The organism is Streptomyces sp. NPDC090127 (genome assembly GCF_044746945.1).
Classification (GTDB): Bacteria; Actinomycetota; Actinomycetes; order Streptomycetales; family Streptomycetaceae; genus Streptomyces.
The window spans coordinates 82766-94648 of the sequence record NZ_JBIVDE010000009.1 but is presented as its reverse complement, the minus strand read 5'-3'; the positions used below and the strand labels follow the sequence as shown (position 1 = coordinate 94648).

The window sequence follows — 11883 nt, the reverse complement described above, 5'->3', positions numbered from 1 at the left end:
CCCGGACGGGGCGTTCATCAATCGTTTATCGCCGCACGGCACTCTCGGGGTTGTCGAAGCGTCGCGTCGGGGGGCAGGCGGTTCGGCACGAGGCCCCACCGTTAAGGTGATCGGCCCTGGACGTCCGCCCGGCGGTCCTCGGGGGAGTTGCCGGGCGGACGCCCTCAGTCCCACCCTGCCCAATCGACTACAGGAGCTGGCTCCATGGCCGACAAGATCAAGCCCACGGACTCGCACGCGACCGGCGAGGACATCACCACCATGGACTCGCACGCCACGGGCGCGCCCATCAAGCCGCTCGACTCCCACGCCACCGGCGAGGACGTCACGACGATGGACTCGCACGCCACGGGTACGCCCATCAAGCCGCTGGACTCCCACGCGACGGGCGAGCCGCTCACGTAGCACGCCGAGCCGGCCCACGGGGGAACGGGGGACGGGGCCGGCTCACACCGGGGGCGGTCGCGGCGGTACCGACGGGGGAACCGCCACGACCGTGACCGTCCGGAAGCGAACAGCGCACGCGCTCGGGGGACATCCGCAGGGCCCGGGGGGACCCGACGGACAGAGCGCCACGCGCACCGCACCCGGACACGCAGGTCCGCAGGGGCCGGGCACACGCCCGGCCCCTGCGGCATGTCCCGGGCCGCGGAGCGCGAGCACGGGTCGACGCATGTGCCGGGCCGCGGAGCGCGAGCACGGGTCCCTGTTCGACTCGCGGCCCTTGGCTATCCCCGCGCGTACGAACCGAGGCCGATCAGGCAGTAGACGTACTCGTTGATCGTCGCGCCGTTGATCGTGTAGCGGTGGGAGAAGGCGTACTGCGTCTTCGGGTTGCTGTTGCAGCGGTCCAGGTCCGAGGTGAGCGGAAACGTCTGGATCACGCGGTAGTGCGCGTCCGACGCCGAGCACGGAACCTCGGCGACGCCGCTGACGCTCTGCGCGGTCGTCGAGTCCGGGAGCCGGCCGTTGAGGCAGGTGCCCTTCGTGTACGGGTCCGGCGGCTCCTCGGTCGTCGGGGCGGCCGTCGGGGTCGCCGGCGGCGCCGGGGTGGTGGGATCGTCGAGGGAGTTCTCGTACGAGGCCGTCGGCGAGGGCAGCGGCGAGCTGCCGCCCGCGTTGTCGCCGCTGTCGTCGTTGCCGGAGACGATGAAGAACGCGACCACACCCGCGATGACCAGCGGCACCAGACAGCCCAGGAACCCCGACCTGCGGGGCGGCGAGGCCTGGCCGGGGCCCGCGACGGCGATCCGCAGGAGGACCGTGCCGCCGCCGATCCGGACCGGGACGAGGTCGCCGTGCCGACAGGGCGGGACGGTGACGTGGGTGGGGCCGGTCGGCGTCTGGATGGTCAGGACCACGCCCTGCGCGGCCTGCTGCGGGGTGAGCGACATGGGGATCTCTGGGGACGACACCGGCTGCTCCAAGGAGTGAGGCCGCGCTACGGGCGGCAGGGGGTGCGGTGCTGTGCGGTGTTCTCGCGCCGTGCTGGTGCTCACTCGTACGACGTCTGTGCGCGCCCTGCCGGTTGCGACCGCCCTACCGGCTCCGCAGCACCCCCTTCACCACCTTCCCGCTCGCGTTCCGCGGCAGCTCCCCCACGAACTCCACCGCCCTCGGCACCTTGTAGTTCGCCATCTCCCGCCGCGCCCACGCGATCAGGTCGTCCGCCGTCACCGTCGCCCCCCGGCGGCGGACCGCGAAGGCCTTGCCGACCTCGCCGAGCCGCGCGTCCGGGACGCCGATCACCGCCACGTCCGCGATGTCCGGGTGCAGGCCGAGGAGTTGCTCGATCTCCGCCGGATAGGCGTTGAAGCCGCCCACGATGAACATGTCCTTGATGCGGTCCGTGATCCGCAGGTTGCCCGCCTCGTCCAGGACCCCGACGTCGCCCGTGTGCAGCCAGCCGGCCGCGTCGATCGCGCGGGCCGTCTCCTCCTCGTCCTCGAAGTAGCCGCTCATCACGTGGTGGCCGCGCACCAGGACCTCGCCCGCCGACGAGAGGCGGACCTCGGTGTCCGGGATCGGACGCCCCGACGTGGTCGCGACGACGTCCGCCGGATCGCCCCGGCGGCACATGGTCACGATCCCGCTCGCCTCGGACAGTCCGTACGCCGTCAGGACCGTGCCCACGCCCAGCTCCCCCCGCAGCCGTTCCACCAGCCGCAGCGGCACCACCGCCGCGCCCGTCACCACGAGCCGGAGCGCCGACAGGTCGTGCGACGCGCGCGCGGGATGGTCGAGCAGCGACTGGTGCAGGGTCGGCGGTCCCGGCAGCACGGAGACGCGTTCCGCCGCGATGTTGGCGAGGACCGTGTCCACGTTGAAGACCGGCTGCGGGATCATCACCGCGCCGCGCATCAGGCACGCGATGATCCCGGCCTTGTAGCCGAAGGTGTGGAAGAACGGGTTCACGATCAGATAGCGGTCGCCCTCCCGCAGCCCCGCTAGCTCCGACCAGACGGCGTAGCAGCGCAGGGTCTGGGCGTGCGTGATCACCGCGCCCTTCGGGGCGCCCGTGGTCCCCGAGGTGTAGATGATGTCCGAAGGGGCGGTGGACGGTACCGAGTCCGCCCGCGCGCGGACCTCCGCCGCGCTCACCCCGTCACCGCCCGCCAGGAAGGACTTCCAGGTCACGTAGTCGTCCGGGGCGCTCTCGCCGAGCACCACCACCCGTTCCAGGTGCGGGAGTTCGACCTCGGAGCGGCGCAGGGACGCCACGTACGAGGTGCCGAGGAAGGTGCCCGTGATGAAGAGCAGCTTCGCCCGCGACCGGGAGAGGACGTACGCCGCCTCCGTGCCCTTGAAGCGGGTGTTCAGCGGGACGAGCACCGCCCCCGCCGTGACCGCACCGAGCGCGGAGACGATCCAGTCGAGGGTGTTCGGGGCCCAGATCGCCACCCGGTCGCCGGGTTCCACCCCCGCCGCCATGCAGGCCGCCGCCGCCCGCTCGACCCGCTCGCCGAGCTCCGCGTACGAGACGCGGATACGGCCCTCGACGACCGCCTCCGCCGGCCCGTACCGTTCGGCCGCCGCGCGCACAAGGCCCGCTATGGAACCCCATTCCAGGTCACCGCGCATTACCGCCCCTCCCGCCGCACCCGTAGCTGACTATCCGTCAGATTAGCTGTACCCTGACGCGCTGTCAGCAGCCGCAGCGGCTCGGGCTGCCGCTCACGATCGGGGAGGTTGCCCGTGCTCAAGGACGCCACGGCCATCGTCGGGATCGGTCAGACACCCTTCGCCAAACAACTCCCCGAATCGGAGAAGACCCTCGCCTGCCGGGCGATCCTCGCCGCCCTCGACGACGCCGGGATCGCCCCCTCCGAGGTCGACGGCTTCGCCTCGTACACGATGGAGGAGACCGACGAGGTCGAGGTCGCCAAGGCCATCGGCGCCGGAGACGTCACCTTCTTCTCCAAGATCGGATACGGCGGCGGCGGCTCCTGCGCCACCGTCGGCCACCTCGCCGCCGCCGTCGCCACCGGCCAGGCGAACGTCGGCGTCGCCTGGCGCTCCCGCAAGCGCGGCAGCGGCCCGCGCCCCTGGAAGAACACGGCCGTCCAGCTGCCCACCCCCGGCCAGTGGACCCGCCCCTTCGGGCTGCTGCGTCCCACCGACGAGATCGGCATGCTCGCCCGCCGCTACATGCACGAGTACGGCGCGACCCGCGACCACCTCTTCAACGTCGCCCTCGCCTGCCGCAACCGCGCCAACCAGAACCCCGCCGCGATCATGTACGAACGCCCGCTGACCCGCGAGATGTACATGACCGCCCGCTGGATCAGCGAACCCCTCTGCCTCTTCGACAACTGCCTGGAGACCGACGGCGCGCTGGCGTGCGTCATCGTGAGCTCCGAACGGGCCCGCGACTGCCGGCAGAAACCCGTGTACGTCCACGCCACCGCCCAGGGCCTGCCCGCCCAGCACCACGGCATGGTCAACTACTGGAACGACGACCCGCTCACCGGCCCCGCCTGGACCGCCGCCCGACACCTCTGGAAGCAGGCCGACTTCGGCCCCCAGGACGTCGACGTCGCCCAGATCTACGACGCGTTCACCCCGCTCATCCCGCTCTCCCTGGAGGGCTACGGCTTCTGCGAACGCGGCGAGGGCGCCGCGTTCACCGAGGGCGGCGCCCTGGAGATCGGCGGCCGGCTGCCGATCAACACCGGCGGCGGCGGACTCAGCGAGGCGTACGTCCACGGCTTCAACCTCATCAACGAAGGGGTGAAGCAGCTCCGGGGCAGCTCCACCGCCCAGGTCCCCGACGCCACCACCTGCCTGGTCACCGCAGGCGAGGGCGTCCCCACATCGGCCATCCTGCTGCGAGCCTGAGGAGTTGAGAGACCGCCATGCTGACACCTGTCGTCGACGAGGACGGCGCCCCCTTCTGGGAGTACGCCGCCCGGGGCGAACTGCGGATCCAGGACTGCGCCGACTGCGGCGAACTCCGTTTCCCGCCCCGGCCCTGCTGCCCGCACTGCCAGTCCTTCGCCTCGGAGTGGCGGCTGATGTCCGGGCGCGGCCGGATCTGGTCCTACGTCCTGCCCCACCCGCCCCTGCTCCCCGACTACGCCGCCCAGGCCCCGTACAACGCGGTGATCGTCGAACTCGCCGAGGCGCCCCGCATCCGGCTCGTCGGCAACGTCGTCGCCGCCCCGGACGCGGCCCTGGACTCCGTCGACCCGGCGCGGCTGCGGATCGGGGCGGGCGTGAAGGTGGCGTTCACCGAGGTCGACGGGGTGACCGTGCCCCGCTGGCTCCTGGAGCGCCCATGACCGTCACCGTCGAGCGCGACAAGGAGACCGGCGTCGCCGTCGTCACGCTCGACCGGGCCGAGAAGCACAACGCCCTCACGCTGGAGATGGCCCGCCAACTGGCCCACGCCTGGCGGGCGTTCCGGCACGAGGACGATGTGCGGGCCGTCGTGGTCACCGGCGCAGGCACCCGGGCCTTCTGCACCGGCATCGACCGCGCGGCCGCCACGGACATCCCGCAGCCCTCGTCCCCGTACACGATCGACGATCCGCTGATCGCCATCGGACCCAAGGCCAACGACCTGTGGAAGCCGGTCGTCGCCGCCGTGGAGGGCATGGCCTGCGGCGGTGCCTTCTACCTCCTGGGCGAGGCCGAGTTCCTCGTCGCAGGCACGGACGCCACCTTCTTCGACCCGCACACCACCTACGGCATGGTCAGCGCCTTCGAGACCATCCACATGGCGCAGAAGATGCCCTTCGGGGAGATCGCGCGGATGGCGCTGATGGGAAGCGCGGAGCGGATCTCGGCCCGCCGGGCCTACGAGACGGGGCTCGTCTCCGAGCTGACGGAGCCCGGCGGCGCGCTGGACGCCGCGCGCCGCGCCGCCGCCGTCATCGCGTCGTACCCGACCGAGGCGGTACAGGGCACGGTCCGGGCGCTCTGGTCGGCCAAGGAGACCGCCCGCGCCCAGGCCCTCGCGCACGCCCCGCACCTGGTGACGCTCGGGAACCTGCCACCGGAACGGCAGGCCGAACTGTTCACCCGGCGGGGGGACGGCTTCCGGCTGCGGTAGGGCCGGCGGGGGGCCACTTGGCGGGGGCCGGCTGCCGGCTGCGCTGGGAGCCGGCCGGGGGGCGGCTTCCGGCGGCGCTGGGAGCCGGCGGGGGGAGGGTTTTCGGCGGCGCTGGGAGCCGGCCCGGGGGGCTTCCGGTAGCGCCGCTGGGAGGCCGGTCGTCGTGCCGTGCCTCCTGGCCTGCCCTCCCCGCCCCCCTACCGCCTACCGCCCCTGCTACTGCTGGGTCACCCGGTCGACCTGGCAGGCCTTCACCTTCGCGACGGCCGCCGGGCTCTCCATGGCGACCTCGAAGGTCTTCGTCTCGCCGGGCTCGACCGTCACGAGCTTCTCCGCCTCGTCGACCGTCGTGCCGCCGGAGCCCGCGAAGTCGACCTCGACCTTGAACGTCTCCGTGAAGGCCTCGCGCGAGGTGATCCGCAGCGTGGCCGTCGTGTCCGCCTTGCGGGCCGCCCTGCCCTTGCGCTTCTTCTCCGCCGGCTTCACACAGTCGTCGACGACCACGTCCACCGTGGAGGTCGGCGACGAGGTGACCGTCGGCGTGGGGGTGTACGTCGTGGAGTCGCCGCCGCCCGAGCCGCCGAGGGCGTCGGTGTCGTCGTAGTCGTAGTCGTTGTTCTTCTTCTTGGAGCTGGAGCAGCCACCGCCGCCGCCCGAACTGCTGCTCTTGCTCTTGCTCTTCCCGCTGCCGCCCTTGCCGCCGCTGCTGCTCGTCTGGAAGCCCGTCAGCGCGAGCACCACCACCGTGAGCGTCGCCGCGAGCCTGAGCCCCCTGCGACGCGCCGTCCCCGTTGCCATCCCGCTCCTCCTGTCGTGTCCGCGCCACCCTAGCGTCGCGTGGCGGGCCCCTCGCACCGGGCGTAGCGTCAGGAGCGAGAGCCGGACCGTAAGGAGGCCGATCGATGGTCCGTAACGTGATCGGCTCGGTCCTCGCCCTCGCCGGAGCGACGGCCGCCGTCTGGAGCCCCTTCCGTGCCTGGTACGACGGCCGTCACGGCAGCGACTACCGCATCGGGGACCTGTTCGGCGGCATCACCGACGCCCAGTCGTCGGTGATCGGCTCGATCCTGCTTCCGTTCGCCTTCGCGGCCCTCGTCACCCTGATCGGCGTGGTGCTGCGCTCCCGGCTGCTCGTGGCGTTCGCCGGACTGGTCGTGCTCGGCTTCACCATCCTGTGGATGGTCCGCGTCGGACAGGCGGAGGGCAGCCTGACGGTCGGCGGCGACGGTACGGGCCTCGGCGACGGCGTCGCGAACGCCCTGGGTGGCGGGCTCCTGCTCCTCATCGGCGCCCTTGTCATGGCGGGCCGCCGCAAGCGTGCGCGCAGCGTGCCGCTGCACCCGGAGCCGACTCACCCCGCCCAGCCCACGCATCGGACCGTGGACGAGGACCCGCATCAGCATCCGTACCCGTACCCGCCCGGGCAGCCCGGGGAGCAGCAGACCCGGACGATGGACGCCCCGGCGTGGGACGGCGACCACGACCACGCCCGCGACCGGACACAGGCCGGGGGCTGGGACCAGGGGCAGGGTCAGGGCTGGGATCAAGGGCAGGGTCAGGGTCAGGGCTGGGACCAGGGGCAGGGGCAGGGGCAGGGTCAGGGCTGGGACCAGGGCCAGGAACACCCCCGAGGCCCCCGAGGAACACCCCCCGAGGGACACCCCTAGGGGCGAGGGACACCGCTGAGGGCGCACACCCGCGCGGTCACCCCAAGGCGCACTCCCGAACCGTCCCCCAAGGCCCACGCCTGGCGCGCCCTCACACCCTCACGCCCTCGGAGACACCCTCACACCCTCGGCGTCGTCACGCCCTCGGAGCCGAGCCGCGTCCGGTCGCCGTGCCCTTCACCGCGTCCAGCGCGTACACGCACCGGTCCTTGCTGCACGCGTACACGACCCCGCCCCGCGCCACCGGGGAGCCGGTGATCTCGCCGCCGGTCGCCAGCTTCCAGCGCAGCTGGCCGCCGGTCGCGTCCAGCGTGTAGAGGACGTGGTCGGCGGAGCCGAAGTGCACCCGCCCGTCGGCCACCACCGGCGCGCCGATCAGCTCGCCGCCCGCCGCGAACCGCCACTTCGGCGTGCCCGTGACCGCGTCGAGCGTGTAGAGGGCGCTGCCGCTGCCCACATGGACGTTCCCGTCGACGACGAGCACCGGTTCGATCGACTGGCGGGACTCGGTCGCGATCCGCCAGCGGTCCTGACCGGTGGTCGCGTCGAGGGCGTACACCGTGCCGAGGTAGTCGGCGAGGTAGACCCCGCCGCCGGTGACGGCCGGCCCGGGGGCGAAGGCAGGCGGGGAGAGGAAGACCGCGGGCGCCTCGAAGTGCCAGCGGACGTGCCCGGACGCGATGTCGATGGACAGCACCCGCGTACCGGCGGCGACGTAGACGTGACCGTCCTCCGCCGGGGCGACCCGTACGGGAACGCTGCCGCAGGAGGCGGCGTCGCCGACGGGGTACGACCAGCGCTCGGAACCCGTACGGGCGTCCAGGGCCTGGAGCCGGGCGTTGCGCCAGACGTACACGGTGTCGCCGTGCACGGCGGGTCCCGCCTCCGGGGTCTCGAAGTCGGTCTGGGCGCCGGTGAGCTCCCACAGCTTGGCGCCGTTGGAGGCCTCCCAGCCCTGGACCCCGCCGCCCCGGGTGCCGGTGACGACCGTGCCCCGGTCGACCTTGAGGGAGTACACCCAGGCGTCCGTCTGGAGCCGCCAGCGCTCGCTGCCGTCGGTGGCGTCGAGGGCGTAGAGGGTGGGCCCGTCGGAGGCGTGGATACGGCCCTGGGCCACGGCCATCGACCAGGCGACGTCCCGCGTCTTGAACTGGCGACGGCCACTGGCCACGTCCAGCGCGTGGACCTCGAAGGAGGTGACGTAGAGCAGGTCGCCGGCGACGACCGGGGTGCCCCAGACGTCGTTGGACATCCGGAAGCGCCAGGGGCGCCAGTGCGCGGGTTCCGGCGCGGCCTCCGGGGCCGGCGGGGGGACGGGCAGGGGGCGGGCGCCGGGCAGGGGGCCGGGCTCGGGGGCGTTCGCGCCGCCGGGCGGGCGGATCCAGCCGGTGGCGGTGCCCGCGTCGACGACCGGGCCGAGCGCGGCGCGGGTGTCGGCGACGCGGAGGCCGGGGCCGATCGGGACGGCGGCGCCGGCCAGCCGTACAGGCCCGCCGACCTCGGCGGGGGCGGCGTGCCGACCGCCGCCGCCCTGGCCGCCGGGGCGCCCGTCGGCGCTCCACTCCGGGGGCTGCCGGGGCGGGCGCGGGGGCGTGGGCGGGGCGACCGGGGGCGGTGGGGGAAGCGGGCGGCCGCCGCGGCGCAGCTCGATCATCTCGACGGCGGAGCGCGGCAGCCAGGCCGAGGCCGTACCGCTGTCGTCGCTGCCGGGGCCGAAGAGGTGCGGGGCGAGCTGGGCCTGGAGGTCGGCGGGGCTGGGGCGGCGCGAGACGTCCATCTGCATGCAGGAGTCGATGAGCGGCCGCAGCTCGTCCGGCAGACCCTCCAGGTCAGGGCCCTCGCGGAGCAGCATGAAGACGGTCTCGACGGGGTTGGCGCCGTGGTAGGGGGCGTGCCCGGTGGCGGCGAAGACCAGCATGGAGCCGAGCGAGAAGACGTCGCTGGCGCCGGTGACGCTGCGCGAGTCGCGGGCCTGCTCGGGGGACATGTACGCGGGAGTGCCGACGGCGACGTTGGTCATGGTCAGCCGGGTGTTGGAGACCCCGGACGCGATGCCGAAGTCGATCACGCGGGGGCCGTCCTCGACGACGAGGACGTTGGACGGCTTCAGGTCGCGGTGGACCAGGCCCGCGCCGTGGATGGACTGCAGGGCCTCCGCGACGCCGGCGGCCAGCCAGCGGACGGCCTGGGCCGGCAGCGGCCCGCACTCGTTCACTATTTCTTCGAGGGAGGGCGCGGGGACGTAGGCGGTGGCCAGCCAGGGCACGGCGGCGCGCGGGTCTGCGTCGACGACGGCGGCCGTGTAGAAGCCGGAGACGGCCCGGGCGGCCTCGACCTCACGGGTGAAGCGGACACGGAACAGCTGGTCCTCGGCGAGCTCGGTCCGCACGGTCTTGATCGCCACGCGCCGCCCGGACGCCGAGCGCGCGAGATAGACGAGCCCCATGCCACCTGCACCGAGCCGGCCCAGCACCTCGAAGGGCCCGATCCGTCTCGGGTCGTGCTGCGTCAGCTGCTCCACTTGCCTGCCACCTCCCCGTACGGGCCATGAGGGTACGGCCCCGTGGCCCTGATTCTTCCTGTCCGAGGCGACGGTTGCGAACCCGGGGGCGGATCGGGGTGTCTCAGGTGATATCGCCGGGCGCGGCGGAGGGCTTTTCGGGGGGTTCGGCGGGTTCGGGCACGGAGGCGTCCGGCTCGGTACCGGGCGTGGCGTCGAGTACGGCGTCGGACGCGGGGCCGGCCGTGGCGTCGGGCATGGTCTCGGACGTGGCGTCTGACGCGGGCGGGGCGTCCTTCGGTTCTGCCAGGATCGCGAAGCGGGCGCCCTGGTTGTCGTGGAGGACGGCGATGCGGCCGTGCGGGGTGTCGAAGGGCGGGTTCATGACCCGGCCACCGTGTTCGACGGCCGTCGCGCAGGACGCGTCGCAGTCGGCGACCGCGAAGTAGACCAGGACGTGGCCGGGCATCGCGGCCGGGAAGGCGTCGGTGAGGACGGCCCGGCCGCCGAAGGAGGTGTCGCCGCCGGGGCTGGAGCCGGGCGGGGACCAGACGCGGTAGTCGAAGTCGCTCTCCCTGCCCTCCTCCCCCGGTTCCACCTGGTGGCCGAGGTAGCCGAAGACGGAGGCGTAGAAGGTGTCGACCGCGTCCCGTTCCCTCGTGTAGACCTCCATCCAGCAGAAGGAGCCGGGAAGCATCGTCTTCTCGAAGCCGTCGTCGTCGCCCGACTGGCGCAGACCGAAGACGGCGCCGCCGGGGTCGGCGGCGAGCGCGAGGACGCCGAAGGGGCCCACGGGGTACGGATCCATGATCATCCGGCCGCCGGCGTCCTTGATCCGGGCGGCGAGCGTGCCCGCGTTCTCGGTGGCGAGGTAGACGGTCCAGGTGGTGGGCATCCGGCCGTCGCGCTTCGGCAGCAGTCCGGCGACGCGCTTGCCGCCGCTGAGGGCCTCGTCGCGGTCCGGGTCGAAGGTCCAGCCGAAGAGCTCGCGGTAGAACCGTTTCCCCGCCTCCAGGTCGGGGAGCTGTGCCTCCACCCAGCAGGGGGTGCCCTCTGTGAATGCCGCCATGGCTCCACGCTAGGTCGGGGGATGCGCCCGCGCACGCCCCATAATCGAACATACCGCCATATAGGGAGGCGGCGGTCCGGGGCTCCCCCGAGTTGTCCACCGAAGTTGTCCACAGGCTGTTAATAAGCTTTACGGAGTGGGACGACCCCGCCGGCCCGCCAGGACCACCCCGGGGCGACTCCGCCCGTCCGCCAGGACGACCGCGGGGCCGCCCCCCTGGCGGCGCCCTGGCACCGCCCGGACGCCGCCCTGCCGCCGCCCCAGGAGGGGCGCACCCCATTTGCAGTCGGCCGAATCGCGCGCCGATCACCCCTCGGTAAGCTGACGGCATGACAGGACAAGTACGTACCGTCGACGGCCGCGTGGCCGGACGACGCGGTCAGGCGACGCGGCAGAAGCTGCTCGACTGCCTCAGCGAGATGCTCAGCTCCTCGCCGTACCGGGACGTCAAGGTCATCGACGTGGCCCGGAAGGCGGGCACTTCACCCGCGACGTTCTACCAGTACTTCCCCGACGTCGAGGGTGCCGTCCTCGAGATCGCGGAGGAAATGGCCAAGGAGGGCGCCGCGTTGACCGAGCTGGTCTCCGGCCGCTCCTGGGTCGGCAAGGCCGGCTGGCAGACCTCCGAGGAACTGGTCGAGGGCTTCCTGGACTTCTGGCGGCGCCACGACGCGATCCTGCGGGTCGTGGACCTCGGCGCCGCCGAGGGCGACAAGCGGTTCTACAAGATCCGTATGAAGATCCTGAACTCCGTCACCAACTCCCTCACGGACTCCGTGAAGGACCTCCAGGCCAAGGGCAAGGTCGACAAGGACGTCAGCCCCGCGGCGATGGCGGGGTCCCTCGTGGCGATGCTGGCCTCGGTGGCCGGCCACCAGAAGGGGTTCCAGACCTGGGGTGTGAAGCAGGCCGAACTGAAGCCGAACCTGGCGCTGTTGGTGCACCTGGGGATCACGGGCAAGAAGCCGACGAAGTAGGCCGTCCGGCCCCCCCTCACGCCACGTCCACGCCACATCCGTCCTGTCGCGCCGACGGCGGGCTCCTCGCGAGACCGCCGTCGGCGTTCCCCTGTCCGGGACGAAACGGGACGGGG

11 protein-coding genes are annotated in these 11883 nt (G+C 72.9%); 6 read left to right on the top strand and 5 right to left on the bottom strand.

Annotated features, from left to right (window positions below; translation table 11 throughout):
- Positions 1–204 precede the first annotated feature (204 nt).
- Positions 205–405, top strand: coding sequence for a hypothetical protein (locus tag ACIPPS_RS29030; protein WP_401437980.1), 201 nt, complete (start codon positions 205–207; stop codon positions 403–405).
- Between the two features lie 323 nt (positions 406–728).
- On the opposite strand, the gene ACIPPS_RS29025 is transcribed toward ACIPPS_RS29030, so the two are convergent.
- Positions 729–1415: a hypothetical protein gene (locus ACIPPS_RS29025; RefSeq protein ID WP_401437978.1), complete on the bottom strand. Its 687-nt coding sequence runs from the start codon at positions 1413–1415 to the stop codon at positions 729–731.
- Between the two features lie 124 nt (positions 1416–1539).
- Positions 1540–3081: a FadD3 family acyl-CoA ligase gene (locus ACIPPS_RS29020; RefSeq protein WP_401437975.1), complete on the bottom strand. Its 1542-nt coding sequence runs from the start codon at positions 3079–3081 to the stop codon at positions 1540–1542.
- A gap of 108 nt (positions 3082–3189) precedes the next feature.
- On the opposite strand from ACIPPS_RS29020, the gene ACIPPS_RS29015 reads away from it, so the two are divergent.
- From ACIPPS_RS29015 to ACIPPS_RS29005, 3 genes are read left to right on the top strand one after another with little or no spacing between them, the layout of a single operon-like run.
- Positions 3190–4338 carry a lipid-transfer protein gene (locus ACIPPS_RS29015; protein ID WP_401437972.1) on the top strand — a complete coding sequence of 383 codons (1149 nt, stop codon included), beginning with the start codon at positions 3190–3192 and terminating at the stop codon, positions 4336–4338.
- Between the two features lie 17 nt (positions 4339–4355).
- Complete coding sequence (locus tag ACIPPS_RS29010; RefSeq protein ID WP_401437969.1) at positions 4356–4781, top strand: Zn-ribbon domain-containing OB-fold protein; 426 nt, start codon at positions 4356–4358, stop codon at positions 4779–4781.
- On the top strand, positions 4778–5554 hold the full coding sequence (locus tag ACIPPS_RS29005) for an enoyl-CoA hydratase/isomerase family protein (protein ID WP_401437967.1): 777 nt from the start codon (positions 4778–4780) through the stop codon (positions 5552–5554). Before ACIPPS_RS29010 ends, ACIPPS_RS29005 begins: the two co-directional genes overlap by 4 nt.
- A 216-nt stretch (positions 5555–5770) precedes the next feature.
- Here the strand turns inward: ACIPPS_RS29005 and ACIPPS_RS29000 are convergent, their stop codons facing one another.
- A complete protein-coding gene (locus ACIPPS_RS29000) occupies positions 5771–6352 on the bottom strand; it encodes a hypothetical protein (RefSeq protein ID WP_401437964.1) in 582 nt (193 codons plus the stop codon).
- 104 nt (positions 6353–6456) lie between these two features.
- Between ACIPPS_RS29000 and ACIPPS_RS28995 the strand changes: the two genes are divergently transcribed.
- Positions 6457–7221: a hypothetical protein gene (locus ACIPPS_RS28995; RefSeq protein WP_401437961.1), complete on the top strand. Its 765-nt coding sequence runs from the start codon at positions 6457–6459 to the stop codon at positions 7219–7221.
- A gap of 136 nt (positions 7222–7357) precedes the next feature.
- Here the strand turns inward: ACIPPS_RS28995 and ACIPPS_RS28990 are convergent, their stop codons facing one another.
- Together ACIPPS_RS28990 and ACIPPS_RS28985 are read right to left on the bottom strand one after the other, a co-directional pair.
- On the bottom strand, positions 7358–9742 hold the full coding sequence (locus ACIPPS_RS28990) for a PQQ-binding-like beta-propeller repeat protein (protein WP_401437959.1): 2385 nt from the start codon (positions 9740–9742) through the stop codon (positions 7358–7360).
- Between the two features lie 103 nt (positions 9743–9845).
- Positions 9846–10790 (bottom strand): VOC family protein, encoded by a 945-nt coding sequence (locus tag ACIPPS_RS28985; protein WP_401437956.1) that lies wholly within the window; start codon positions 10788–10790, stop codon positions 9846–9848.
- A 329-nt stretch (positions 10791–11119) separates the two neighbouring features.
- On the opposite strand from ACIPPS_RS28985, the gene ACIPPS_RS28980 reads away from it, so the two are divergent.
- Complete coding sequence (locus tag ACIPPS_RS28980; protein ID WP_315895377.1) at positions 11120–11767, top strand: TetR family transcriptional regulator; 648 nt, start codon at positions 11120–11122, stop codon at positions 11765–11767.
- The last annotated feature ends 116 nt before the right edge of the window (positions 11768–11883 follow it).